We start from the raw sequence: 25,271 nt of genomic DNA on the forward strand, positions 1-25,271 counted from the left end.
TCCGGACCGCGGGGATCACGGCCCTCGCGGGATCGTCCCGGCAGCGGCACCCGGAAGAACTTGTCGGGGCACGAGTTGACCCGATCGAGCCGCTGCATGCGCCCCAATGCGCTCACAGCAGCGTGAGCTGGGTCGGTTCCGAAGGGGCCGCCGGTGCCGGCCCGGCCTGGCGGATCCGGCGCGCCGTCCCCGCCCGCGCGGGGCCGATGCCGTACTCCCGGGCCAGCTCGTGGACCTGGCGGGTGACGCGGCGCTGGTACCACTTCGGGGCGTAGGCGCCGTCCGCGTACAGCCGCTCGTAGCGGCGCACCAGGTACGGGTGCTCGCGCGCCAGCCACGCCATGAACCACTCCCGGGCGCCGGGCCGCAGGTGCAGCACCAGCGGTGTCACGGAGGTGGCCCCGGAGGCGGCGATGGCCCGCACGGTGGCCCGCAGCTGCGCCGGATCGTCGCTCAGGAACGGGATCACCGGCGCCATCAGCACCCCGCAGCCGATCCCGTGCTCCCCGAGGACGCGGACGACGTCCAGCCGCCGCTCGGGCGCCGGGGTGCCCGGCTCGACGGTGCGCCACAGCTCGGGGTCGGTGAAGCCGACCGAGACGTTGACACCGACGTCCGTCACCCGCGCGGCCTGCGTCAGCAGGTCCAGGTCGCGCAGGACCAGGGTGCCCTTGGTCAGGATCGAGAAGGGGTTCGCGTGGTCGCGCAGGGCGGCGAGGATGCCCGGCATCAGCCGGTAGCGGCCCTCCGCGCGCTGGTAGCAGTCGACGTTGGTGCCCATCGCGATGTGGTCGCCCTGCCAGCGCCGGGAGGCGAGCTGGCGGCGCAGCAGCTCGGGGGCGTTCACCTTCACCACGATCTGGGTGTCGAAACCGAGCCCCGTGTCGAGGTCCAGGTAGCTGTGGGTCTTGCGGGCGAAGCAGTAGACGCACGCGTGCGAGCACCCGCGGTAGGGGTTCACCGTCCACTCGAACGGCATGCGGGAGGCTCCGGGCACCCGGTTGAGGATCGAGCGGGCCCGCACCTCGTGGAAGGTGATCCCGCGGAACTCCGGGGTGTCGAAGGTGCGGGTGGTCACCGCGTCCGCGCCGAACAGCGCGGCGTCGGCCCGGGCGTGGTCGTCGGACTCGACGGAGAGGTTCTCCCAGCGCATGACGCCTCCTCGGTAGTGCTCGGCCACAGAATAGAACATGTGTTCCCATGATCGTGCGAACCGTTGTGCGAGCCCTGTCCGGGCGACAGGTCAGGGCGACTGTGAGGGCGGCTGTACGGGCGGCTCCGCCGGCGTTCACGCAGGGCCGCGCGGGCGACGGAGGACCCCGATTTGGGCGGCCGGGCGCCGGGGTGGTTGGCTTTGTCCCAACCCCGAGAACCCAGGTGCTGGAGGAACGCAATGGCGCAGGTCGAGGCCACTACCGAGCGGGTCGTCGCGGCGGACCCGGAGACGGTGTTCGACACCCTCGCCGACTACAGCGGCACGCGCGCGAAGCTGCTGCCGGAGCACTTCAGCGAGTACGAGGTGCGCGAGGGCGGCGACGGCGAGGGCACCCTCGTCCACTGGAAGCTCCAGGCCACCAGCAAGCGCGTCCGCGACTGCCTGCTGGAGGTCACCGAGCCCTCCGACGGCGAGCTGGTCGAGAAGGACCGCAACTCGTCCATGGTCACCACCTGGCGGGTCACCCCGGCCGGTGAGGGCACGTCCCGCGTCGTCGTGACCACGGTCTGGAACGGCGCCGGCGGCATCGGCGGCTTCTTCGAGAGGACCTTCGCCCCCAAGGGCCTCGCCCGGATCTACGACGCGGTCCTCGCCAAGCTCGCCGCCGAAGTCGAGAAGTAGTCAAGAACCAATCGTTTGCGGGGCGTTGGTGCCCTCACCGGATCGAGTGGTTCTCCGTATCGACCGGCTTCACGCCGTGACTCGTCGAGCTTGCCCGTAGTTGTCGCTTCGCGCAGGACTTCTGTGCGCAACGTGCAGCGGCGCGGCGAGGGGAGCGGTACGTGGGCGGGATCACTCCGGTGCAGGACGAACCGGCCGCGGCGACGCCCCCGCGGCACCCCGCCCCACCCGACGGCGAGGCAGCCGGACTCGGCCCGCGCCGGGTCCGGCTGGTCTTCTCCGCCCTCGTGCTCGCCCTGCTCCTCGCCGCCCTGGAGCAGATGACCGTCGCCACGGCGCTGCCGAGGATCGTCGGTGAACTGCACGGCCTGGACAGGATGTCCTGGGCGATCACCGCCTACCTCCTCACCGCCACCGTCGGACTGCCGGTCCACGGCAAGCTCGGCGATCTCCTCGGCCGCAAGGGCGTCTTCCAGTTCGCGCTCGCCGTCTTCGTCGCCGGTTCCGCGCTCGCGGGGCGCGCGCAGACCATGGACCAGCTGATCGCCTTCCGCGCGCTGCAGGGCGTCGGCGCGGGCGGCCTCATGACCGGCGTCCAGGCGATCATCGCGGACATCGTGCCTACGGGGCGGCGCGGCCGGTACCTGGGCCTGACCGGCGCCGCCTTCGGACTCGCCTCGGTGGCCGGACCGCTGCTCGGCGGCTACCTCACCGACCACCTCTCCTGGCGCTGGTGCTTCTACGTCAACGTGCCCTTCGGCCTGGTCACCATGGCCGTCGTCGCCGTCGCCCTGAAGCTGCCCGAGCCCGCCGCGAAGGCCCGCTTCGACGTCCTCGGCGCGCTGCTGCTCGCCGCCGCCTCCACCTGCCTGGTCCTGCTGACCGGCTGGGGCGGCACCGCACACGCCTGGGACTCGCGGGTCATTCTCGGCCTCGGCGCGGGCGCCCTCGCCGCCACCGTCCTCTTCCTCGTCGTCGAGCGCTTCGCCGCCGAACCCCTCATCCCGCTGCGGCTGTTCAAGGACTCCGTCTTCAACGTCACCGCTCTGATCGGCCTGGTGACCGGCGTCGCCCTGTTCGGCGCGGCCGGCTATCTGCCGGCCTACCTGCAGATGGTGGACGGGGCGAGCGCCACCGAGTCCGGACTGCTGATGCTGCCCCTGACGGGCGGCATCGTCGGCGCCTCCCTCCTCGCCGGCCGGCTCATCAGCCACACCGGCCGCTACAAGGTCTACCCCGTCCTCGGCAGCGCGCTCGCCGCCGCCGGCTTGTGGCTGCTGTCCCGGCTGGAGACCGGCACGCCCCGGCTGCACGCCGGCCTCTGGATGGCCGTACTCGGCGCCGGGATCGGTCTGGTCATGCCGGTGCTGATCCTCGCCGTGCAGAACGCGGTGCGCCCCGCCGACCTCGGCACCGCCACCTGCGCCGGCAACTACTTCCGGCAGATCGGCGGCTGCGTCGGCGCCGCCGTCGTCGGCAGCCTCCTCGCCGACCGGCTCACCGGTGCCCTCGGCGAACACCTCCCCGCGCGGGACGGCGCCCGGCTGCCGGACCCGCGGTCCCTGACCCCCGAGCTGGTCCACGCGCTGCCCCCCGCTGTGCGCGACGGCTACATCCAGGCCTACGCCGACGCCCTGCCGAGGATCTTCCTCCTCCTCGTGCCGGTGCTCGTCCTCGGCCTGCTCATCGCCTTCTTCCTCAAGGAGAGACCACTGGTGTCCCACAACGCCCCCGCCACCGCCCCGGAGACCCCGCCGGTGCCCGCCCCGGGGCCCGCGCCGTTCCCGCGCGCCCGCCCGGCGTACGCGGGCGGCATCCCGGTCTGCGGCACGGTGCAGCACCCCGACGGGACCGTCGTGCCCCGCGCTGCCCTCACCCTCATCGACGTCGCCGGACAGCAGATCGGCCGCGGTGCCAGCGGCGAGGACGGGCGGTACGCGCTGGCCACCCCGGGCTCCGGGGCGTACGTGCTGATCGCCGCCGCGGGCGGACACCAGCCGCAGGCGGTCTCCGTGACCGTCGGTGAGCGCCCCGTCGAGCTGGACGTCGTCCTCGGCGGCGCCGGGCGCCTCGCCGGCACCGTGGTCACCGCCGACGGCACCCCCGTCCGCGACGCCACCGTCACCCTCACCAACGTGCACGGCGAGGTCGTCGCCGCCACCCGCAGCGGACGCGAGGGCGGCTACCTCATCACCGACCTCGTCGCCGGCGAGTACACCCTCGCCGCCAGCGCGCCCGTGTTCCGCCCCGCCGCGCTCCCCGTCACCGTCCAGGCCGCCCGCGAGACCCGCCAGGACATCGAACTCGCGGGCGGCGCCGTGCTGCGCGGCACCGTCCGGGCCGGCGGCGGACGGCCCGTCGAGGACGCCCGCGTCACCCTGCTCGACGCGGCCGGCAACGTCGTCGACACCCTCACCACCGGCCCCGACGGCACCTTCCGGTTCGTCGACCTGGCCTCCGGCGAGTACACCGTCATCGCCGCCGGCTACCCGCCCGTGGCCACCGTGCTCCAGGTGGCGGGCGGCGGCCGCACCGAGCGCGACCTCCTGCTCGGCCACGAGGACCAGGGGGTGCCGCACGGTTCCCCGTGAACCGCCGCCCACCACCGCCGGGTCACCCCACCCGCCGGGCGTGCGCCCGCCACGACCGAGGCGTCCGTGCGCGTGTTCTGGTCTGCCGTCCGGGCCACGCGTAACGTGAGGGCGACAAGATCCGCGGGTCCGCGGCAGCGGAGTGGGGAGCATGGTGAAGATCCTCATCAGCGCCGACATGGAAGGCGCCACCGGCGTCACCTGGCCGGCCGACGTCCTGCCGGGGACACCGCAGTGGGAGCGGTGCCGCTCGATGTTCACCTCGGACGTGCAGGCCGCCGCCCTCGGCTTCCTCGAGGGCGGCGCCGACCGGGTCCTGGTGAACGAGGCGCACTCGACGATGCGCAACCTGCTCCTGGAGCGGCTCGACGACCGGGTCGAGATGCTGACCGGGCGGCACAAGGCGCTGTCCATGGTGGAGGGCGTGCAGCACGGCGACGTCGACGGCATCGCGTTCGTCGGCTACCACGCCGGCGCCGGCATGGAGGGCGTCCTCGCCCACACCTACCTCGCCAACCAGATCACCGGCGTCTGGCTGAACGACGTCCGCGCCAGCGAGGGCCTGCTCAACGCGCACGTCGTCGCCGAGTACGGCGTCCCCGTCGTCCTCGTCACCGGCGACGACGTGGCCTGCGAGGACGCCCTCGGCTACGCGCCCGAGGCGCCCAAGGTCGCCGTCAAGGACCATGTGTCGCGGTACGCCGCGGTGTGCCGTACGCCGGCCAGGACCGCCGCCGACATCCGGGCGGCGGCGAAGGAGGCGATGACGCTCGCCGGGCGGCGGGAGCCGGTCAGCGGCGGGCCGTACACGGTCGCCGTGGAGTTCGACGCCGAGCACCTGGCGATGGCGGCCACCGTCGTGCCCGGTGTCGACCGGATCGGGGAACGCAAGGTGGCGTACACCAGTCCGACCATGTACGAGGGCATCCGCACCTTCAAGGCGGTCACCACGATCGTCTCGGCCGCGGTGGAGGAGCAGTATGGCTGACGGGCGCGCGCTGGACGAGGTCGTGGAGTTCACCTCCGGCCTGATCCGCGTCGACACCAGCAACCGGGGCGGCGGCGACTGCCGGGAGCGGCCCGCCGCCGAGTACGCGGCGGAACGGCTGACCGGGGCGGGCGTCGAGCCCACGCTGCTGGAGCGCACCCCGGGCCGCACCAACGTCGTCGCCCGCATCGAGGGCACCGACCCGTCCGCCGGCGCGCTGCTGCTCCACGGCCATCTGGACGTCGTGCCCGCCGAGGCCGCCGACTGGAGCGTGCACCCGTTCTCCGGCGAGGTGCGCGACGGGGTCGTCTGGGGGCGCGGCGCGGTCGACATGAAGAACATGGACGCGATGATCCTCGCCGTCGTCCGGTCCTGGGCCAGGGAGGGCTTCCGGCCGCGCCGGGACATCGTGATCGCGTTCACCGCCGACGAGGAGGCCAGCGCCGAGGACGGCTCCGGGTTCCTCGCCGACACCCACCCGGACCTCTTCGAGGGCTGCACCGAGGGCATCAGCGAGTCCGGGGCGTTCACCTTCCACGACGGCGCCGGCCGGCAGATCTACCCGATCGCCGCCGGGGAACGCGGCACCGCCTGGCTGAAGCTCACCGCGCGCGGCCGCGCCGGGCACGGCTCCAAGGTGAACCGGGACAACGCGGTCACCCGGCTCGCCGCCGCCGTCACCCGCATCGGTGCCCACGAGTGGCCGCTGCGGCTCACCCCGACCGTACGGGCCGCGCTCACCGAACTCGCTGCGCTCTACGGCATCGACACCGACCTGCGCGACGTCGACCGGCTGCTGGAGAAGCTGGGCCCGGCCGCGCAGCTGGTCGAGGCGACCGTCCGCAACAGCGCCAACCCGACCATGCTCGACGCCGGTTACAAGGTCAACGTCATCCCGGGCGAGGCCGTGGCGTACGTCGACGGGCGGTACCTGCCCGGCGGCGAGGACGAGTTCCGCGCCACCCTCGACCGGCTCACCGGGCCCGACGTCGACTGGGAGTTCCACCACCGCGAGGTTGCCCTCCAGGCACCCGTGGACTCCCCGACGTACGGCAAACTCAAGGCGGCCGTCGAGGAGTTCGCGCCCGAGGGACACGTGGTGCCCTACTGCATGTCCGGCGGCACCGACGCCAAGCAGTTCTCCCGGCTCGGCATCACCGGCTACGGCTTCACCCCGCTGAGGCTCCCCGAGGGCTACGACTACCAGGCCATGTTCCACGGCGTGGACGAGCGGGTGCCCGTCGAGGCGCTGCACTTCGGCGTCCGCGTCCTCGACCGCTTCCTGCGGACGGCCTAGGCGGATGGGAGACGAGGTGCACACCCTGCCCTACGGCTCCTGGCCGTCACCGATCGACGCGGCCCTCGCCGCCGCGCACGACGGGCGCCCCGACTGGGTCGGCTTCGTCGGCGACGAGGTGTGGTGGACCGAACCGCGGCCCGCCGAGGGCGGCAGACGCGCCCTGGTGCGGCGGCGGGCGGACGGCACCGAGGAACAGGTGCTGCCCGCGCCGTGGAACGTGCGCAGCCGGGTCTGCGAGTACGGCGGCCGGCCCTGGACCGGCGCCGTCGTGGACGGCCGTCCGCTGGTGGTGTTCGCGCACGGCGCCGATCAGCGGCTGTACCGGTACGAGCCGGGGCGCGGCGCGCCCCGCCCGCTGACGCCGCTGTCCGCGGTGGGCGGCGGGCTGCGCTGGGCCGATCCGCTGCTGCGGGTGGAGCGCGGCGAAGTGTGGTGTGTGCTGGAGGAGTTCACCGGCGACGGGCCCGGTGACGTCCACCGGGTCCTCGCCGCCGTACCGCTGGACGGCTCGGCCGCCGAGGACCGCGCGGCGGTGCGTGAACTGAGCGACGGCGCGCACCGGTTCGTCACCGGGCCGCGGCTCGCACCCGACGGGCGGCGGGTGGCCTGGCTGGCCTGGGACCATCCGCGGATGCCGTGGGAGGGGACCGAACTGGTCGTCGCCGAGGCCGCGCAGGACGGGACCCTGCGGGGAGCGCGGACGGTGGCCGGCGGGCCGGACGAGTCGATCGCCCAGGCCGACTGGTCGGCGGACGGCCGGCTGCTGTACGCCAGTGACCGTACGGGCTGGTGGAACCTCTACCGCGACGGGCAGGCGGTGTGCCCGCGCGAGGAGGAGTTCGGCGGACCGCTGTGGGAGGTCGGGCGCCGGTGGTTCGCGCCGCTGGACAGCGGGCTGATCGCCGTCGTGCACGGCCGGGGCTCCGCCGTCCTCGGGGTACTGGACCCCGAGTCCGGTGAACTCGTGGACGTGGCCGGCCCGTGGACCGAGTTCACCGCGACCCTCGCCGTCGACGGCGAGCGGGTCGTCGCCGTCGGCGCCAGCCCGCGCACCGCCCACGAGGTCGTCGAGCTGGACACCCGCACCGGCCGGGCCCGGGTCGTGGGCGCCGCGCACGACGACGCCGTCGACCCCGCCTACTACCCCGAGCCGCAGATCCGCACCTTCACCGGCCCCGACGGCCGCGAGATCCACGCCCGCGTGTACCCGCCGCACCACCCGGTCTGCACCGCCCCCGCCAGCGAACTGCCGCCGTACGTCGTGTGGGCGCACGGCGGGCCCACCAGCCGCGCCCCGATCGTCCTCGACCTGGACATCGCCTACTTCACCTCGCGCGGCATCGGGGTCGCCGAGGTCGACTACGGCGGCTCCAGCGGCTACGGCCGCGCCTACCGGGAGCGGCTGCGCGAGCAGTGGGGCGTGGTGGACGTCGAGGACTGCGCGGCCGTCGCCCGCGCCCTCGCCGAGGAGGGCACCGCGGACCCGGCACGGCTCGCCATCCGGGGCGGCAGCGCCGGCGGCTGGACCGCCGCGGCGTCCCTCGCCGCCACCGACGTCTACGCCTGCGGCACCATCATCTACCCCGTCCTCGACCTCACCGACTGGGCCTCCGGCGGCACCCACGACTTCGAGTCGCGCTACCTCGACAGCCTGGTCGGGCCGGCCGACGAGGTGCCCGCACGGTACGCCGAGCGCTCTCCGGTCACCCGGGCCGACGACATCGCCGTACCGTTCCTGCTGCTGCAGGGGCTGGACGACGTGGTCTGCCCGCCCGCGCAGTGCGAGCGGTTCCTGGCCCGGCTGAACGGGCGGCGCGTGCCGCACGCGTACCTCACCTTCGAGGGGGAGGGGCACGGCTTCCGCCGCGCGGAGACCATGGTGCGCGCCCTGGAGGCCGAACTGTCTCTGTACGCCCAGGTGTTCGGGCTGCGGGTGCCCGGCGTCCCCCGGCTGGAGCTGACCGGGTGAAGGAGCTGCTGCGGCCCGCCCGGCTCGCGCCCGGCGCCCGGGTCGCCGTCGTCGCCCCCAGCGGTCCGGTGCCCAAGGCGCGTCTTCAGGCCGGGCTCGACGTGCTGCGCGGCTGGGACCTCGACCCGGTCGTGGCCCCCCATGTCCTCGACCGGCACGCCGAGTTCCGCTACCTCGCCGGCACCGACGCCGACCGCGCCGCCGACTTCCAGGCCGCCTGGTGCGACCCGTCCGTGGACGCGGTGCTGTGCGCCCGCGGCGGCTACGGCGCCCAGCGGACGGCCGACCTGCTCGACTGGGAGGCGCTGCGCGCCGCCGGGCCCAAGGTGCTGGTCGGCTTCAGCGACGTCACCGCCCTGCACGAGGCGTTCGCCGTCCGGCTGGGCCTGGTCACCCTGCACGGGCCGATGGCCGCCGGGATCGACTTCCTGAAGAACGCCCGCGCCCAGGAGCACCTGAAGGCCACCCTGTTCGCGCCGGAGACGGTCCGCACCATCGTCTCCCCGGGCCGCGCCCTGATCCCGGGCCGGGCCCGCGGGACGGTCTTCGGCGGCTGTCTGAGCCTGCTCGCCGCCGAACTCGGCACGCCGCACGCCCGGCCCTCCGCGCGCGGCGGGCTGCTGTGCCTGGAGGACGTGGGGGAGGAGCCGTACCGCCTGGACCGCTGCCTCACCCAGCTGCTGCGGTCCGGCCTGCTCGACGGGGTGCGCGGGGTGCTGCTCGGCTCATGGGAGGAGTGCGGCCCCTACGAGCGGGTGCGTGCCCTGCTCGCCGAACGGCTCGGGCCGCTCGGGGTGCCGGTGGTGGAGGAGTTCGGGTTCGGGCACTGCGCGGGAGCGTTGACCATCCCCTTCGGCGTGGCCGCGGAACTCGACGCGGACGCCGGGACGCTGACGCTGGACGAACCCGCGCTGCGCTGACCGCCACCGGGACGCCGAGCTGACGATTCGTCACCCACGTGCGGCGCGACCTCCGTCGCGGTGACTGACCTTGCCCGGCACCTGACACGGCATGACCACCGCCCAGATCCACTGGTCGGTACCGGGTCGTCCTCGGTGCGGAGGTCCATGTGCCCCGACGTGCGCCCGCCCTGTTCGGCCGGCCGGCCGACTCGCGTGGAGCCGGGGCACCGGCTGCGGTTCGTGAGCGCGGCGAGCGACGGCGCGTAACTCCGGCAACCGGGGCGTCAAGCCCGTGACCGTGGTGAGCGCGCCGCACGACACCGGGGCGCCGCACCTGCCGGTGACCGGCGGCTGACCCACCGCGGGCCGCCCCGGCCGGTCCGTCGTAGGCTGGTCCGATGCCGCACGCAACCTCCCGCTACCTCGCCGAAGGCCCCCGGGTGGGGATACGTCACTTCACGCACCGGGACGGAGCCGAGTTCGTCGCGCGCGTCCGGGAGAGCAAGGACCTGCACCACCCGTGGCTCTTCCCGCCGGACAGCATCGAGGCGTACTCCGCCTACGCGGGCCGGCTGATCGACGACCCGGCGAAGGCCGGCTTCCTCGTCTGCGAGAAGGACGGCCCGGCCGGGCCGGGGGCGATCGCCGGGTTCATCAACATCAACAACATCGTCGGCGGCGCCTTCCAGTGCGGCGCCCTCGGCTACGGCGCCTTCGCGCACTCCGCCGGACGCGGCCTGATGCGGGAGGGCCTGGACCTGGTGGTCGGCCATGCCTTCGGGCCGATGCGGCTGCACCGGCTGGAGATCAACGTCCAGCCGGGCAACACCGCCTCCATCAACCTGGCGAAGGCCCTCGGCTTCCGGCGGGAGGGCTACTCGCCGGACATGCTGTTCATCGACGGCGCCTGGCGCGACCACGAACGCTGGGCCCTCACCGCCGAGATGCGGGCCACCGGCTGACCGTCCGCCACCGCCCCCTCCGCCCGCCCCGCGCTGTCCGGGCCTTCCGGTTGTCGGGCCGGTCCCGCGTCACCGACGATGGACCGTATGCGGAACATCGTGGTGGTCGACGCCCCCTCCAACCTGGGCCTGCGCCCACCCGCCCCCGGCACCGTGCCGGGCTGCTACAAGCTCGCCGGCGCCCTGCGCGAACAGCGGATCGTCCAGCGGCTCGGCGCCCTGGAGGGCGGGGTCGTGGTGCCGCCGCGCTACGACCGCGGCGACTGGCAGGAGGGCGACGGCGTGTTCAACGCCGCCGCCCTCGCCGCGTACACCCGCAAACTGGCCGACCGGATCAAGCACCACGTCCGCGCCGGGGACTTCCCCGTGGTGCTCGGCGGCGACTGCTCCATCCAGCTCGGCGCCTCCCTCGCACTGCGCCGCCTGGGCCGGTACGGGCTGGTCGCGGTCGACGCCTCGCCCGACTTCCGCCACCCCGGCCACTCCGCCCCGATCGGCGCGGCCGGCGGCGAGGAGGTCGCGCTGGCCACCGGACGCGGCCAGGACGACCTCACCGACCTGGAGGGCCTGAAGCCCTACCTGCGCGACGAGGACGTACGGTTCTTCGGCATCCGCGACGCGTTCCGCGACGACGAGGACTGCCGCGAACTCGCCGCGCTGAAGATCCCCGTGGTGACCGTCGGCGACCTGCGGGAGTGGGGCGCGGACGCCCTCGCCCGCGCCACCGCACAGGCCTTCGAGGTCCCCGGCCTGGCCGGGTTCTGGGTCCACCTGGACGCCGACGTCCTGGACCCGGACGTGATGCCCGCCGTCGACAGCCCCGACCCCGACGGACTGCTCCCCGACGAACTGGTCGCCCTGCTGCGCCCGTTGCTCGCCTCCCCGCTCTGCGCCGGCTTCAACGTCACCATCTACGACCCCGATCTCGACCCCGACGGCACCGCCGGAGCACTGCTCGCCGACATCGTCGTGGACGCCTTCGCCCGCTCCTGACCAGTACGTTCCCCGGGCGGGAGCCGGGAGGCTCATCTCATGACAGCGTGACCACGATCCGACGTGCCGTCGCCCGCTGGAGGCCTGACTTCCCGGCCCTCCGGCCGGCCGCTGCCCGCGCCGCATGACGTCCGGATGCGCCCGCCCGCACCGTGACCAAGCGTTACGCCCCGTCTGCGCCGGGTACCCGGCGGCCATGGACCGCTTGGATCATCTGGAGCATCTGGACAAACACCTCGTCGACGAGCTGGCACAGGTGGCACGCGAGACGATCCGCGACGAACTGCGGGAGCAGACCCGCAAGCAGCGCCGCACGGCGATGCTGTACGCCGCGTCCGGCACCGTCGCCCTCTACGCGGGCGCGGCCCTCGCGCTCGCCGTCGGCCTCGCGCTGGCGCTCGTGCTGCCGGACTGGGCCGCAGCGCTCATCACCGCGGCGATCCTCGCCGCCGTCGCCTACGCGCTGCGCGGCGCCGCCCGGCCCAAGCAGACCTCGATGTACGACTCCGGCAACGGCCGCACCGTCGGCGGCACCCAGCCGGCCGGGCCGCCCGGCGGTCTCGGCACGGCGACCTACCCGCCGATGCCGCCCGTCGCCCCCGGCGGGGCCGGCGCCGCGACCGGCGCCCCCGGCGCGGGCACCCCGGCCCCCGGCCACCTCGGCGCCCCGGCGCCGCGGCCGGACGACATCGACCCGGAGAACCCGCACCACCGGGCGTGACCTCGATGCGAGGGCCCGGGCCCGGAACGCCGTCATGGCGGTGCGGAACCGTCGTGATCACCGGGCCGGTGGAGGCGCGGGCCGTGTGACGGTCCGCGCCTTCGCCGTGCGTGCCCTCGCCGCGCGCCGCGGCCGCGGTTGCCCTGCCGGCCCGCCGGTGCGGACCGGCACACCGGCCGGCCGGCGCCTTGTCAGGTGCCCGGAAGCTGCGGCAGCACCTTCGTGCGGTAGAAGTCGAAGAAGCCGCGCTGGTCGGGGCCGATCTGGTTGACGTAGATCGTGTCGAAGCCCGCGTCGGCGAAGGCGGTCAGCGCCGCCACGTGCTCGTCCACGTCGTCCCCGCAGACGCCCTGCTCGTCGATCATCTGCTCGGTGACCAGCGGCTGGAGCTGCTCGAAGTGGCGCGGTGAGGGCAGAATCTGGCCCATCTCGCCGGGCAGGTACTCGTTGGACCACAGCCGGTGCACGGTACGGACCGCCTCGTCGCGGTCGGTGCCGTAGCAGACCTTGGTGCCGCCGATGACGGGCTTCGTGCCCCCGCCGCCCTCGCGGTACTGCCGCACCATGTCCGCCTCGGGCATCATCGTGATGTAGCCGTCGCCCACCCGGGCGGCCAGCTCCGTCGCCTTCGGGCCGAAGCCGGAGACGTCGATCGGGACCGGCTCGTCCGGGACCGTGTAGAGGCGGGCGTTCTCGACCGTGTAGTGGGTGCCGTGGTGGGTGACCTCCTCGCCCGTGAACAGGCGGCGCATCACGTGGACCGCCTCCTCCAGCATCTCCAGCCGGACGTCCGCGGGCGGCCAGGTGTGGCCTAGGATGTGCTCGTTGAGGGCCTCGCCCGTGCCCACGCCGAGCCGGAAGCGGCCGTTCGTCATCACCGCGCTCGTCGCCGCGGCCTGCGCCACCACCGCCGGGTGGATCCGCACCGTCGGGCAGGTCACCGCCGTCTCGATCGGCAGCGACACCGCCTGCGACAGCGCGCCGATCACCGACCACACGAACGGGCTGTCGCCCTGCGCGTCGTTCCACGGGTGGTAGTGGTCCGAGATCCACAGCGACCGGAAGCCGGCCTGCTCGGCCATCCTGGCCTGTTCCAGCAGGTCCGCGGGGCCGTGCTCCTCGCAGGAGAGGAAGTAGCCGTACTCGGGCATGGGGGGTACCTCCGCGACGGGGTGGGGGTCCCGCGCCGAGTTACCCGGGCGCCCGGTGGGGAAACCGGGGGACGGCCCGGTGCCTCGGGGTGACGTTTGGGTGCCTCGGGCACGGGGACGCGGTTAGTTCGTACGGGAGTGCCGTACGTCCTCGTACCGCCCGCCCTCGTACCGCCCTCGCACGGGCGAGACCGCCGGAGGCGCACAGTGAGCCGACCCCGCATCGTGATCGTCGGCGCCGGCTTCGCCGGCTACCGGACGGCCCGCACGCTGTCCCGGACGGCCCGGGGCAAGGCCGAGATCACCCTGCTCAACCCGACCGACTACTTCCTCTACCTGCCCCTGCTCCCGCAGGTCGCCGCGGGCGTGCTGGAGCCGCGCCGGGTCACCGTCTCCCTGTCCGGCACCCTGCCGCGGGTGCGGCTCGTGCTCGGCGAGGCCGGCCGGGTCGACCTCGACGCGCGCACCGTGCACTACACCGACCCCGAGGGCGGCGCCGGAACCATGGAGTACGACCGGCTCGTCCTCGCCGCCGGCAGTGTCAACAAGCTGCTGCCCGTCCCCGGCGTCGCCGAGCACGCGCACGGCTTCCGCGGCCTGCCGGAAGCCCTCTACCTGCGCGACCACATCACCCGGCAGGTGGAGCTCGCCGCCTCCTCCGAGGATGCGGCAGACCGCGCCGCGCGCTGCACGTTCGTCGTGGTCGGCGCCGGATACACCGGCACCGAGGTGGCCGCCCAGGGGCAGCTCTTCACCGACGCGCAGGTCCGCGAACACCCGCTGCGGCAGGGCCTGCGGCCCCGCTGGCTGCTGCTGGACGTCGCGCCGCGCGTCCTGCCCGGACTCGACGAACGGCTCTCCCGCACCGCGGGCCGGGTGCTGCGGGAGCGCGGCGTGGAGGTGCGGATGGGCACGTCCGTGAAGGAGGCCACGCCCGGCGGCGTACTGCTCACCGACGGCGAGTACGTCGAGACCCGCACCCTCGTGTGGTGCGTCGGCGTGCGGCCCGATCCGCTGGTCGCCTCGCTGGAGCTGCCGCTGGAACGCGGCCGGCTGCTCGTCGACCCGCAGCTGCGGGTGCCGGGCCGGCCGGAGGTGTTCGCCTGCGGTGACGCGGCCGCCGTGCCCGATCTGGAGAGGCCGGGCGAGTACACGCCGATGACCGCGCAGCACGCCTGGCGGCAGGGCAAGGTCTGCGCCCGCAACGTCGCCGCCTCGCTGGGCGCGGGCGAGTGGCAGGCCTACCGCCACCGCGACCTGGGGTTCGTCGTCGACCTCGGCGGCGTCAAGGCCGCGGCGAATCCGCTCGGCGTGCCGCTGTCCGGGCCCCTCGCCGGGGCCGTCACCCGCGGCTACCACCTCGCCGCGATGCCCGGCAACCGGGTGCGGGTGGCCGCGGACTGGCTCCTCGACGCGGTACTGCCCCGGCAGGCCGTGCAGTTGGGGCTCGTCCGCTCCTGGTCGGTCCCGCTGGACACGGCTTCCCCGGAGCTGGCGTGGGTGGCCGGCGGGCGGGGAGCGCCGGGGCGCGGGGGACGGGGAGGGGGACGGGGAGGGGACAAGGGGGACGACCGTACGGAGGCCGGGAGGCGGGCCGTGTCAGAGAGCGCGATGAATGAGCGACCGGGTCCTGAACCCGTACCCACGCCGGACGAGCCGGCGAGGAACCAGCCGGGCGGGGAGCCCGCGAAGAATCAGCCGGGCGGGGAGCCCGCGAGGAACCAGCCCGGTGGGGAGCCGGCGGGTCAGCCGGGTGGTGAGACTGTCCGCGAGGAGCCAGGTGGGGTCGCCGCCCGGCGGACCGAGACCGGTGGTGGTCTGACGGGCGTGGAGCCGGGCAGCGGTCGGCGCGGCGGCGGGCCCGGCGTGCGCCGGCATCGTCCGCTGGGGGCCGTCGTGGAGAGTGACGCCGAGTGGTCCGGGGTCGCCGGGCCGTTCCTGGACGCGGAGACGCCCGGGCCGGCCGGGTCCGCGGACATCGAGCCGTCCGGGCCCGCCGAGACCGTGACCGGCGAGGAGGGGTCGAGCCCCGCCGAGCCGCACTTCGGCCTCGGGCACGGCCCCACCCCCGTCCCCACCGAGCCCCGCGCCGGCCGTGAGCCGCCCGGCCCGGCCGGGACCGGGCACCGGACGGGGCCCGAACCACCCGGGCCGGTCAGGAGCTCCGACCTGCCGGCGGACGACAGCGAATCCTCCGAACCCTTCCGCGCCGACAGCGATCCCTCCTCCGGACCGACACCGACACCGACACATTCGAACCCCCTTCCCGCCGACACCCACACATCCGAACCCTCCGCCGAAGGAGACCGATGAACACCGACGAACTCGTGGAGCTGGGACAGCAGTTGCGTGTGGACAGCGTGCGGGCGGCGGCCGCCGCCGGCTCCGGGCATCCCACGTCCTCGATGTCGGCCGCCGACCTGATGGCCGTCCTGCTGGCCAACCACCTGCGCTACGACTTCGACCGCCCCGAACACCCCGCCAACGACCGCTTCATCCTCTCCAAGGGACACGCGTCCCCGCTGCTGTACTCGGCGTACAAGGCGGCCGGCGCCCTCGACGACGAGGAGCTGCTGACGTTCCGCAAGAAGGACAGCCGGCTGGAGGGACACCCCACGCCGCAGCGGCTGCCGTGGGTCGAGACCGCCACCGGATCGCTCGGCCAGGGCCTGCCCGTCGGAGTGGGCGTGGCGCTCTCCGGGAAGCGGCTGGAGCGCAGCGACTACCGCGTGTGGGTGCTGTGCGGCGACAGCGAGCTGGCCGAGGGCTCCGTCTGGGAGGCCGCCGAGCACGCCGGCCACGAGCACCTCGACAACCTCGTCGTGATCGTCGACGTCAACCGGCTCGGCCAGCGCGGCCCGACCCGGCACGGCCACGACCTCGACGCCTACGCCCGCCGCTTCCGGGCCTTCGACTGGCACACCGTGGAGATCGACGGCCACGACGTCGACGCGATCGACCGCGCCTACGGCGAGGCCGTCTCCACCAAGGGCCAGCCGACCGCGATCCTCGCCCGCACCCTCAAGGGCAAGGGCGTCGAGGGCGTCCAGGACCGGGAGGGCCTGCACGGCAAGCCGCTCCCGGACGCCGACGAGGCCATCGCCGAGCTCGGCGGGCCGCGCGATCTGCGGGTGCGGGTGCACGAGCCGCCGGCCGACCGGGTCCTGCGCGCCGTCCGCGACGCGGCGGCCGCCGGCCTGCCCGAGTGGGAGCGCGGCGGCGACCCCGTCGCCACCCGCGACGCCTACGGCAAGGCCCTCGCCGCCCTCGGCGCCGCCCGCGACGACGTCGTCGCCCTCGACGGCGAGGTGAGCGACTCCACCCGCGCCGAGTACTTCGCCAAGGAACACCCCGACCGCTTCTTCGAGTGCTACATCGCCGAACAGCAGCTGGTCGCCGCCGCGGTGGGGCTCGCCGCCCGCGGCTGGGTGCCGTACGCCTCCTCCTTCGCGGCCTTCCTCACCCGCGCGTACGACTTCGTGCGGATGGCGTCCGTCAGCGGCGCCGGGATCAACGTGGTCGGCTCGCACGCCGGGGTCGCGATCGGGCAGGACGGGCCCTCGCAGATGGGCCTGGAGGACCTGGCGATGTTCCGGGCCGTGCACGGCTCGACCGTGCTGTACCCCTGCGACGCCAACCAGACGGCCCGGCTGGTCGCCGAGATGGCCGGCCTCGACGGCATCCGCTATCTGCGCACGTCGCGCGGCAAGACCCCGGTGCTCTACGGGCCCGACGAGGAGTTCCCCGTCGGCGGCAGCAAGGTGCTGCGCTCCTCCGACCGCGACCGGCTCACCCTCGTCGCGGCCGGGGTCACCGTGCCGGAGGCGCTGGCCGCCGCCGACGCCCTCGAACGGGAGGGCATCCAGGTGCGGGTGATCGACCTGTACTCGGTCAAGCCCGTCGACCGGCTCACCCTCCGGCAGGCCGCCGAGGAGACCGGCTGCCTGCTGACCGTCGAGGACCACCGTCCCGAGGGCGGCCTCGGCGACGCCGTCCTCGACGCCTTCCTCGACGGGCGGCCCACGCCGCGCCTGGTGCGCCTCGCGGTCCGTACGATGCCGGGCTCGGCCTCGCCCGAGGAGCAGCTGCACGCGGCCGGCATCGACGCCGAGTCGATCGCCGCCTCCGTACGCCTGCTGGTGGAGCAGGCGGTGGTGCGGTGACCGGTGCGGGAGCCCGCACGGTCCGGGCGGGCCGCCGTACGGTCGAGGTACGGCGGCCCGCCAAGGTGCTGTTCCCGGGCGGCGACGGCCATCCGGAGTACACCAAGGGCGACCTCGTCGACCACTACCGGGCGGTCTCGCCCTTCCTGCTGCCGCACCTGCGCGGGCGGCCGCTGATGCTGCAGATGCATCCCGACGGCATCGACGGGCCCCGCTTCCTGCAGAAGAACACCCCGGAGAACTACCCGGAGTGGATCACCCGCGTCGACGTGCCCAAGGAGGGCGGCACGGTCCGCCACACCGTGTGCGACGACTCCGCGACCCTCGTGTACCTCGCCGGCCAGGCGTGCGTCACGCTGCACCGCTGGCTGTCGCGCACCGGCCGCGCCCACTCCCGGCCGCGCTCCGGTGACTCGGCCTCCCTTCACCACCCCGACCGCATGGTGTTCGACCTCGACCCGTCCGGCGACGACTTCACACCCGTGCGGGAGGCGGCCGGGCTGCTCGGCGAACTCCTCGACACCCTGCGCTTGCCGTCTGCCCTGATGACCACCGGTTCACGCGGCCTGCACGTGATCGTGCCGCTGAACGGGCGGCACCACGTCGACGAGGTACGGCGGTTCGCGCGCGACGTCGCCGACACCCTCGTCGCCGCGCGCCCCGACCGGCTCACCACCGCGGCCCGCAAGAAGGACCGCGGCGACCGGCTCTACCTGGACGTCCAGCGCAACGGCTACGCCCAGACGGCCGTCGCCCCCTACACCGTCCGCGCCCTCCCCGGCGCGCCGGTCGCCGTGCCCGTCACCTGGGACCAGCTGGACGCACCGGACTTCGGCCCGCGCCGCTGGACCATCGCCGACGCCGCCGACCAGGCGCGGACCCACCCCTGGGCGGACGTGCCGAGCCGGGGCCGCGCCCTCGGACCGGCCCGGCGCAGGCTCGACGCGCTGCGCTGACGCGCCACGCGGACGCGCGTGCCGGGACACCGCTTCGCCCTCCACAGGTTTGGCCACGGAATGTGCGGCCACCCGACCCAAGAGGTGGCCATGTCGAACACAGATCGCACATCACATTCGCAGCGTTCACAGAAAAACCAAACCGACAGCACGGACGAAACCGACGACACCGAGAACACCGACAACTCCCGTACGGCGGTGGACGACCGGCCGAGGCCGATGGAGGTGCTGCGCGAGGCGCGCGCCCAGCTCGCCGAACTCACCGGGATGACCCCCGAGTCCGTGTCGTCCTTCGAACAGACGGAGGACGGCTGGTCCCTTGAGGTGGAGGTGCTCGAACTCGAGCGCGTGCCCGACACGATGAGCCTGATGGCGAGCTATCAGGTCGAACTCGACCCGCAGGGCCAGCTCACGGGCTACCGGCGCATCCGCCGCTACGAACGCGGGCGGGCCGACGCACGGTCCGGCGGCCGCTAGGCCGTTCCACCCGCCCGCACCCACACACGAGCAGAGAAGGAGGGATCGGTCGGCATGACCGTTGTCCCGGCACAGCAGACCGGATCGGGAGGCGGCTCCAGCGGCCTCTACGACGTCCTGGAGCTCGTCCTCGACCGAGGGCTCGTCATCGACGCCTTCGTGCGGGTCTCCCTGGTCGGCATCGAGATTCTGAAGATCGACGTACGTGTCGTCGTGGCCAGCGTCGACACCTACCTGCGCTTCGCCGAGGCCTGTAACCGCCTCGACCTGGAGTCCGGGCCGCGCAAGAGCCCGGGCCTGCCCGACGTCGTCGGCCAGATCACCGAGTCCGGGGCGCGCGGCAAGTCCAAGGGCGCCCTGTCCGGCGCCGCGCAGACCATCTCGGACGCCTTCAAGCAGGCGCGTGACGAGAACAACGCCGAACCCGAGACCAAGAGCAGCCGCCGCGGTTCCACGTCCCGCCGGAAGGAGGAGCAGGAGTGAGCACCTACGTCTACGGCATCGCCGCCCGCTCCCACCCGGGCCTGCCGGACGGCATGGACGGCGTCGGAGACCCGGCCCGTCCCGTGCGGATCCTGAGGGAGGGCGAGCTGGCGGCCATCGTCAGCGACGCGCCCGAGGGGCTGCGCCCCAAGCGGCGCGACCTGGTCGCCCACCAGAACGTGCTCTCCGAGGCCGGCGCCGCCGGCTGTGTGCTGCCCATGCGGTTCGGCAGCCTGGCCGACGACGACGCCTCGGTCACCAGCGTCCTCGCCGAACGCGCCGAGCACTACCAGGAGCGGCTGCGGGCCCTCGAGGGCAAGGTCGAGTACAACATCAAGGCCACGCACATCGAAGAGGCCGTACTGCACCACGTGATGGCCGAGGACCCCGAGATCCGCTCCCTCGCCGAGGCCAACCGGCAGGCGGGCGGTGGCAGTTACGAGCAGAAGCTGCGGCTCGGCGAGATGGTCGCGGCCGCGGTGAAGGCCAAGGAGGCCGAGGACGGCGCCGCGGTGCAGCGGCTGCTGGAGCAGGCCGCCGACACGATCAGCGTCGGGCCCGAGTCCACCGGCTGGCTGGTCAACATCTCGTTCCTGGTGGACCGGGACGCGCCCGGCCCCTTCCTCACGGCCGTCGACCAGGCCCGCAAGAGCCTGCCCCACGTGGAGCTGCGCGTGAACGGCCCGCTCCCGCCGTACAGCTTCGTCGACCCCGGCCCCGCCGAGCACGCGGGCACGGCCGCCGCGGGCACGGCCGCCGCGGGCGCGGGGAGCGCTGAGGAGTGACCCCGTGGGACTGATCGGAGAAGTGCTCATGCTGCCGCTCGCTCCGGTGCGCGGCAGCGCCTGGGCCATCAGACAGGTCCTGCAGGAGGCGGAGCGCATCTACTACGACCCCGCCACCGTCCGGGCCGAACTCGCCCGTCTCGAGGAGCAGCTGAACGCCGGGGAAATCACCGAGGAGGAGTTCGACCGCCGCGAGGACGAGCTCCTCGACCGGCTGGAGCATTCGCCGTGACACGGCGGCTGGTGGTCCTGGCCGTGCTCTTCCTGGTCCGCCGGCGGCTGCGCGCGCTGTCCCGGCGGCTCCGGGAGCACCCGCGGGTCCGGGAGATCGAGGAACAGCTCCGCGGGGATCTGCGGGGCGTGCCGGCCGCGGCCGCGGACACCCTGGCCCGCTGGGCCGAACGCCGCCTCGACGCCCTCGCCGACCGGCTGCACGAGCGTACGCGGGAGATCCACGCGTCGCTCGGCGCCGGGCCCGGCGGGGGCGCCGGGGCGGCGGGCGACGCGGAGCCCGGGTGGCCGGACGAGGACGACCAGGCGCAGGAGGACGTGGTCCGGCTGCTGGCCGAACATCCCGAGGTGGCCAAGGGCGTGGTCGACCTGCTCGGCGACGACCCCGACGTGCTGGACGAGGTGGCCGAGGCGCTGGCTTCGGACCCCGAGGCGATGCAGGCCGCGATCGAACTGTTCGGCGAGCCGCGCGAGCCCGCTGCGGCGGAGGACGGCGAGCCGGCGGTTGGCGAGGCGGCGGAGGACGGGCCGGCGGAGGATGAGCCGGCTGCGGACGAGCCGGGCGACGCAGTGCCGGGGGACGGTGACGCGGACCCCCCGGAGGGTGACGCCGAGGCGGAACCCCTGGAGGGAGACGCCGCCGACGCCGGCGCCCCCGACGATGCCGACGACGCCGACTCCGAGGGCAGCGGCGTCGTCGCGCGGAAGGCCCCGAAGAGCGGGACGCGGGCCGCGAGCACGGGGAAGAGGGCCGTGCGGACGGCCGAGAAGACCACTGCCAGGAAGGCGAGGAGGGCTTCTGCCGCCGAGTCGGGGAGTAGGCAGCCCTCGGCAGGGAAGGCGCCGGGCAGGAAGACGCCGACGACGAAGTCGGCGGAACGGACCGCCGCCCGCCGGACGGCGTCCGGGAAGGCGGCCGCACCGGCCACGGAGGGCGCCGCGCGTGCCCCGAAGGCGGCCGGCAAGGCCGCCGAGGGAACCGCGAGCGCCGCCAGGGGCACGGGGAGTGCCGCGAAGAGGACGTCGCGTGCCGCGAACGGTACGGCGCGTGGCGCCAAGAGCACGACGGGCGCCAGGAAGAGCACCACTGGTGCCGGGAAGGGCACGGCGAGTGCCGGCAAGGGCACCGCGCGTGCCGCGAAGGCGTCCGCGCGTGCCGGCAAGGCGTCCGCGCGTGGCGTGGAAGGAGGGGAGGACCGATGACCGGGGTGCACACGCCGGTCGTGTCCGGCCGTCGTGGCCTGCTCGGGGAGGTGGCCCGCAGCGACGCGGCCGCGCGGCTGAGGGCGGAGGCCGGGCAGTATCTGGCCGCCCACGTCCGGCGGCTGCTCGCCGAGGCCGGCCGCGGGCTCGGCACGGCCACGGTCCGGCTCACCGGCATCGCCGAGGGCCGCGACCCCGGCTTCGCCCGGCTGGCCCGGGACACGGGCCGCAAGCTCGCCCAGGGCAAGAGCCCGGCGCGGGCCGCGCTGGAGATCGCCGCCGCCCGGCTGACGAACCGGCCGGGCCGCCGGACGGCCCGGCCGCTGACCGTCGTCGGGCAGATCGACGTCGGTGTGTCCGCCGACGAGGCCTACGAGGCGTGGGCGCGGCACCCGCACGCGCGTCCGGCCACCGGCAGACGGCTGGTGCGGACCGGGCGGAACCCGCGGGGCGTGGTGTCCTTCCACCCGCTCGGCGACAGCCTGACCCGGGTGCTGCTGGTCGCCGAGTACGCGACCCCCCGACGGCCGGCCGCGCGGGCCGGCCTTCTGCTGCGGGCGCCGCGCCGCCGGGCCCGGCGCGCCCTGGAGGACTTCGCCCGGCACGTCACGCTGCGCGGGGTACCCGAGGGGGACGACAGCCCGGACGCCCTGCCCGAGAACACCAGGCCGACCCCAGGGAGCCGCCGATGACCACCGCCAGCAGACTTCCCGAGCCGTACGGCCGCGACGGGGGCGCCAACCTCGCCGACATCCTGGAGCGCGTCCTCGACAAGGGCGTCGTCATCGCGGGCGACATCCGGATCAACCTGCTCGACATCGAACTGCTCACCATCAAGCTGCGGCTCATCGTCGCCTCGGTCGACAAGGCGAAGGAGATGGGCATCGACTGGTGGGAGAACGATCCGGCCCTGTCCTCCCGCGCCCGTCGCGACGAGCTCGCCCGCCGGGACGACGACCGGCACGACGAGCTCGCCCGCGAGAACGCCGAGTTGCGTGAGCGGCTGGCGGCCCTGGAGGCCGGCCGTACCCGGGAGGAATCGTGATGACCACCGGACTTCGCTACGTCTACGCCGTCTGCCGCCCCTTCGGCACGCCGCTGCAGTCCCAGCTGACGGGCGTCGGCGGCGCCCCGCCCCGGCTGCTGCACCACCACGGCCTGGTCGCCATCGTCAGCACCGTGCCCGAGCGGCACTTCGCCGAGGAGCCGCTGCGCGCCCACCTGGAGGACCTGGACTGGCTCACCGAGACCGCCCGCGCCCACCAGCAGGTGATCGACGCGCTCACCACGGTCACCACCCCGCTCCCGCTCAGGCTGGCCACCGTCTTCCGCGACGACAGCGCGGTCCGGACGATGATCGAGACCCGCGAGGAGTTCTTCCGGCAGGCCCTGGACCGGCTGGAGGGGCGGGTGGAATGGGGCGTGAAGGTCTACGCCGAAACGGAGCCCGACGAATCCGGGGAGCCGGAGCCGAATTCCGGGAAAGCCGCTTCGGGCCGGGACTATCTGCGGCGGCGCAGCGCCCGCGTCCGCACGCGCGAGGAACGATGGCAGCAGGCCGAGACGTTCGCCACCCGGCTGCACGAGACGCTTTCCGAGTACGCCGAGGATTCCGTTCTGCACGCCCCGCAGAATGCGGCGCTCTCCGGAGTTCCGGGGCGCAATGTGCTGAACGCCGCGTATCTGGTCCCGCGCAGTCGTTCCGAGGAATTCGTGGAACTGGTGGACCGTACGAAGGACGACCCTTCCGGAATGCGGGTGGAACTCACCGGCCCGTGGGCGGCCTATTCGTTCGTCAGGGCCGCCGACCTGGAGGACGACGAGGAGAACGGGGAGGGCGACCTGCCGTGACCGTCGTCGAGCGCCGTGAGATCGCCCTGGTGGACCTGCTCGACCGGCTGCTGGCCGGCGGGGTGGTCATCACCGGTGACATCACCCTGCGGATCGCGGACGTCGATCTCGTCCGCATCGATCTGAACGCCCTGATCAGCTCGGTGAACGCGCAGGTACCCGCACCGTGGGAATCGTGGGAGGGATGAATCCGTGACCGTGAGCGGGGAGTATGTGAGCGGAAAGACCGTGAGCCGGGGAACCATGGGCGGGGAGACCGCGGCCGGGGTGGCCGCGGGCGGGGAGGACACGTCGCGTCCGCCGGGCCGGCGCCACCGGCTGGAGCTGGAGCCCGACACCGTCGAGCGCGACCTGGTGAAGCTGGTCCTCACCGTCGTGGAGCTGTTGCGGCAGCTCATGGAGCGGCAGGCGGTGCGCCGGTTCGACGCCGGTGACCTGACCGAGGAGCAGGAGGAGCGGATCGGGCTCACACTGATGCTGCTCGACGACCGGATGACCGAGCTGCGCGAGCGCTACGGACTGCGGCCCGAGGACCTGAATCTGGACCTCGGGCCGCTGGGACCGCTGCTGCCCCGGGACTGACCGTCACGTCCCGGGGCTTCCCCGGGACCGGCGATCACGTCCCGGCATTCCTCACCATCGATACCACCGTCCCCGGGAACCGGCCGCCGTCGTGCCGCGCAGCAGGAATCCGAGCAGCCACACGACGAGCACGGCCACGGCGATCCACCACAGCAGTTCCACGGCGAATCCGGCACCGAAGAGAAGCAGTGCCAAAAGCAGTACGAGCAGGATGGGTACCATATCGAGAACCTCCTGCCGAACGTATTCCCCGGAACGCGCCGGACAGGCTCGTCAAGCATCTTCAGCCTTTTCGGACCCTTTCAGGCTTCCTTACGGCACAGGATCTCGCCGTGCAGAACGGTGAACCAGCCGTCCTCGTGCCGCCCCCACTCCCGCCAGGCGTCCGACACCGCCCGCAGCTCCTCCTCGGTGGCGTGGCCGCCGCCCACGGCGACGCGCGCGTACGCGGAGGCGAGGGTGCGGTCCGCCCACAGCCCGCTCCACCAGGCCCGCTCCCGCGCGGTCGAGAACGTCCAGGTGGAGGAGGTCGCCGTGATGCCGGTCAGCCCCGCGCGCAGCGCCCACGACTTCAGCCGGCGCCCGGCGTCCGGCTCGCCGCCGTTGGCGCGGGCCACCCGCCGGTACAGGGCCAGCCACTCGTCCATGCCCGTCGACGCGGGGTACCAGGTCATCGCGGCGTAGTCGGAGTCCCGTACCGCGATGTAGCCGCCCGGCCGCACCACCCGCCGCATTTCGCGCAGCGCCCCGACCGGGTCGCCGACGTGCTGCAGCACCTGGTGGGCGTGGACCACGCAGAACGTGTCGTCCGGGTAGTCCAGGGCGTGCACGTCGGCCACGGCGAAGTCGACGTTGCGCAGTCCCCGCTCCGCCGCCGTCGCCCGCGCCTGCTCCAGCACCTCCGCGGCCCGGTCGACCCCCGTGACCCGGCCGTCGGGGACCAGCTCCGCCAGGTCGGCGGTGATGGTGCCGGGCCCGCAGCCGACGTCCAGGACCCTCATGCCGGGCTCCAGGACACCGAGCAGATAGGCGGCGGAGTTGGCGGCGGTCCGCCAGGTGTGCGACCGCAGCACCGACTCGTGGTGGCCGTGCGTGTAGACGGCGGTCTCCTGCGCTTCCGGCATGG

The 25,271-nt window shown here is 74.1% G+C and carries 26 protein-coding genes; 22 read left to right on the plus strand and 4 right to left on the minus strand.

All coding sequences use genetic code 11. The annotated features are described in order from the left end of the window. Positions 1 to 112: 112 nt before the first annotated feature. A complete protein-coding gene (locus tag G7Z13_RS28885) occupies positions 113 to 1,153 on the minus strand; it encodes an Rv2578c family radical SAM protein (RefSeq protein ID WP_166005393.1) in 1,041 nt (346 codons plus the stop codon). A 240-nt stretch (positions 1,154 to 1,393) separates the two neighbouring features. Here G7Z13_RS28885 and G7Z13_RS28890 point away from each other — a divergent pair, with 240 nt between their 5' ends. From G7Z13_RS28890 to G7Z13_RS28930, 9 genes are all read left to right on the plus strand, one after another. Next, positions 1,394 to 1,837, plus strand: a complete 444-nt coding sequence (locus G7Z13_RS28890) for an SRPBCC family protein (RefSeq protein WP_166003142.1) — start codon at positions 1,394 to 1,396, stop codon at positions 1,835 to 1,837. A gap of 161 nt (positions 1,838 to 1,998) precedes the next feature. Then, on the plus strand, positions 1,999 to 4,428 hold the full coding sequence (locus tag G7Z13_RS28895; protein ID WP_206313160.1) for an MFS transporter: 2,430 nt from the start codon (positions 1,999 to 2,001) through the stop codon (positions 4,426 to 4,428). A 154-nt stretch (positions 4,429 to 4,582) separates the two neighbouring features. Next, positions 4,583 to 5,416 carry a M55 family metallopeptidase gene (locus G7Z13_RS28900; RefSeq protein ID WP_166005397.1) on the plus strand — a complete coding sequence of 278 codons (834 nt, stop codon included), beginning with the start codon at positions 4,583 to 4,585 and terminating at the stop codon, positions 5,414 to 5,416. After that, positions 5,409 to 6,713 (plus strand): M20/M25/M40 family metallo-hydrolase, encoded by a 1,305-nt coding sequence (locus G7Z13_RS28905; RefSeq protein ID WP_166003143.1) that lies wholly within the window; start codon positions 5,409 to 5,411, stop codon positions 6,711 to 6,713. Before G7Z13_RS28900 ends, G7Z13_RS28905 begins: the two co-directional genes overlap by 8 nt. Before the next feature lie 4 nt (positions 6,714 to 6,717). Beyond that, the gene (locus G7Z13_RS28910; RefSeq protein WP_166003144.1) at positions 6,718 to 8,685 is read left to right on the plus strand and encodes a prolyl oligopeptidase family serine peptidase; all 1,968 of its coding nucleotides are present in this window, start codon (positions 6,718 to 6,720) and stop codon (positions 8,683 to 8,685) included. After that, the gene (locus G7Z13_RS28915; RefSeq protein ID WP_166003145.1) at positions 8,682 to 9,605 is read left to right on the plus strand and encodes an LD-carboxypeptidase; all 924 of its coding nucleotides are present in this window, start codon (positions 8,682 to 8,684) and stop codon (positions 9,603 to 9,605) included. The genes G7Z13_RS28910 and G7Z13_RS28915 overlap by 4 nt, the downstream gene beginning before the upstream one ends. Before the next feature lie 380 nt (positions 9,606 to 9,985). Further along, positions 9,986 to 10,549 carry a GNAT family protein gene (locus tag G7Z13_RS28920; RefSeq protein WP_166003146.1) on the plus strand — a complete coding sequence of 188 codons (564 nt, stop codon included), beginning with the start codon at positions 9,986 to 9,988 and terminating at the stop codon, positions 10,547 to 10,549. Positions 10,550 to 10,636: 87 nt separating this feature from the next. Next, the gene (locus G7Z13_RS28925; protein ID WP_166003147.1) at positions 10,637 to 11,542 is read left to right on the plus strand and encodes an arginase family protein; all 906 of its coding nucleotides are present in this window, start codon (positions 10,637 to 10,639) and stop codon (positions 11,540 to 11,542) included. 196 nt (positions 11,543 to 11,738) lie between these two features. Beyond that, positions 11,739 to 12,263, plus strand: a complete 525-nt coding sequence (locus tag G7Z13_RS28930; RefSeq protein WP_166003148.1) for a phage holin family protein — start codon at positions 11,739 to 11,741, stop codon at positions 12,261 to 12,263. A 191-nt stretch (positions 12,264 to 12,454) separates the two neighbouring features. On the opposite strand, the gene G7Z13_RS28935 is transcribed toward G7Z13_RS28930, so the two are convergent. After that, the gene (locus G7Z13_RS28935) at positions 12,455 to 13,414 is read right to left on the minus strand and encodes an LLM class F420-dependent oxidoreductase (protein ID WP_166003149.1); all 960 of its coding nucleotides are present in this window, start codon (positions 13,412 to 13,414) and stop codon (positions 12,455 to 12,457) included. 207 nt (positions 13,415 to 13,621) lie between these two features. Here G7Z13_RS28935 and G7Z13_RS28940 point away from each other — a divergent pair, with 207 nt between their 5' ends. The 13 genes from G7Z13_RS28940 (at position 13,622) to G7Z13_RS29000 (ending at position 24,145) form a co-directional block, all read left to right on the plus strand. Then, on the plus strand, positions 13,622 to 15,727 hold the full coding sequence (locus G7Z13_RS28940; RefSeq protein WP_166003150.1) for an NAD(P)/FAD-dependent oxidoreductase: 2,106 nt from the start codon (positions 13,622 to 13,624) through the stop codon (positions 15,725 to 15,727). Then, on the plus strand, positions 15,724 to 17,577 hold the full coding sequence (locus tag G7Z13_RS28945; RefSeq protein ID WP_166003151.1) for a transketolase: 1,854 nt from the start codon (positions 15,724 to 15,726) through the stop codon (positions 17,575 to 17,577). Before G7Z13_RS28940 ends, G7Z13_RS28945 begins: the two co-directional genes overlap by 4 nt. Next, positions 17,574 to 18,533: a non-homologous end-joining DNA ligase gene (gene ligD, locus G7Z13_RS28950; protein WP_166003152.1), complete on the plus strand. Its 960-nt coding sequence runs from the start codon at positions 17,574 to 17,576 to the stop codon at positions 18,531 to 18,533. Before G7Z13_RS28945 ends, ligD begins: the two co-directional genes overlap by 4 nt. 90 nt (positions 18,534 to 18,623) lie before the next feature. After that, the gene (locus tag G7Z13_RS28955; RefSeq protein WP_166003153.1) at positions 18,624 to 19,010 is read left to right on the plus strand and encodes a gas vesicle protein; all 387 of its coding nucleotides are present in this window, start codon (positions 18,624 to 18,626) and stop codon (positions 19,008 to 19,010) included. Positions 19,011 to 19,064: 54 nt separating this feature from the next. Further along, positions 19,065 to 19,493, plus strand: coding sequence for a gas vesicle structural protein GvpA (locus tag G7Z13_RS28960; protein ID WP_166003154.1), 429 nt, complete (start codon positions 19,065 to 19,067; stop codon positions 19,491 to 19,493). After that, positions 19,490 to 20,278 (plus strand): GvpL/GvpF family gas vesicle protein, encoded by a 789-nt coding sequence (locus G7Z13_RS28965; RefSeq protein WP_166003155.1) that lies wholly within the window; start codon positions 19,490 to 19,492, stop codon positions 20,276 to 20,278. Before G7Z13_RS28960 ends, G7Z13_RS28965 begins: the two co-directional genes overlap by 4 nt. A gap of 4 nt (positions 20,279 to 20,282) precedes the next feature. Further along, positions 20,283 to 20,510: a gas vesicle protein GvpG gene (locus G7Z13_RS28970; RefSeq protein ID WP_166003156.1), complete on the plus strand. Its 228-nt coding sequence runs from the start codon at positions 20,283 to 20,285 to the stop codon at positions 20,508 to 20,510. Continuing rightward, complete coding sequence (locus G7Z13_RS28975) at positions 20,507 to 21,712, plus strand: hypothetical protein (protein ID WP_166003157.1); 1,206 nt, start codon at positions 20,507 to 20,509, stop codon at positions 21,710 to 21,712. Before G7Z13_RS28970 ends, G7Z13_RS28975 begins: the two co-directional genes overlap by 4 nt. Further along, on the plus strand, positions 21,709 to 22,404 hold the full coding sequence (locus G7Z13_RS28980; protein ID WP_166003158.1) for a cyclase/dehydrase: 696 nt from the start codon (positions 21,709 to 21,711) through the stop codon (positions 22,402 to 22,404). Before G7Z13_RS28975 ends, G7Z13_RS28980 begins: the two co-directional genes overlap by 4 nt. Next, positions 22,401 to 22,757, plus strand: coding sequence for a gas vesicle protein (locus G7Z13_RS28985; RefSeq protein ID WP_166003159.1), 357 nt, complete (start codon positions 22,401 to 22,403; stop codon positions 22,755 to 22,757). Before G7Z13_RS28980 ends, G7Z13_RS28985 begins: the two co-directional genes overlap by 4 nt. Then, positions 22,757 to 23,563, plus strand: a complete 807-nt coding sequence (locus G7Z13_RS28990; RefSeq protein WP_166003160.1) for a GvpL/GvpF family gas vesicle protein — start codon at positions 22,757 to 22,759, stop codon at positions 23,561 to 23,563. Before G7Z13_RS28985 ends, G7Z13_RS28990 begins: the two co-directional genes overlap by 1 nt. Continuing rightward, positions 23,560 to 23,751: a gas vesicle protein gene (locus G7Z13_RS28995; protein ID WP_166003161.1), complete on the plus strand. Its 192-nt coding sequence runs from the start codon at positions 23,560 to 23,562 to the stop codon at positions 23,749 to 23,751. The genes G7Z13_RS28990 and G7Z13_RS28995 overlap by 4 nt, the downstream gene beginning before the upstream one ends. Positions 23,752 to 23,806: 55 nt before the next feature. Beyond that, positions 23,807 to 24,145, plus strand: a complete 339-nt coding sequence (locus G7Z13_RS29000; protein ID WP_166005399.1) for a gas vesicle protein K — start codon at positions 23,807 to 23,809, stop codon at positions 24,143 to 24,145. A gap of 51 nt (positions 24,146 to 24,196) precedes the next feature. On the opposite strand, the gene G7Z13_RS29005 is transcribed toward G7Z13_RS29000, so the two are convergent. Beyond that, positions 24,197 to 24,367, minus strand: a complete 171-nt coding sequence (locus tag G7Z13_RS29005) for a hydrophobic protein (RefSeq protein WP_166003162.1) — start codon at positions 24,365 to 24,367, stop codon at positions 24,197 to 24,199. A gap of 80 nt (positions 24,368 to 24,447) precedes the next feature. Then, on the minus strand, positions 24,448 to 25,269 hold the full coding sequence (locus G7Z13_RS29010) for a class I SAM-dependent methyltransferase (RefSeq protein ID WP_166003163.1): 822 nt from the start codon (positions 25,267 to 25,269) through the stop codon (positions 24,448 to 24,450). Positions 25,270 to 25,271: the final 2 nt, after the last annotated feature.

The organism is Streptomyces sp. JB150, assembly GCF_011193355.1.
GTDB lineage: Bacteria > Actinomycetota > Actinomycetes > Streptomycetales > Streptomycetaceae > Streptomyces.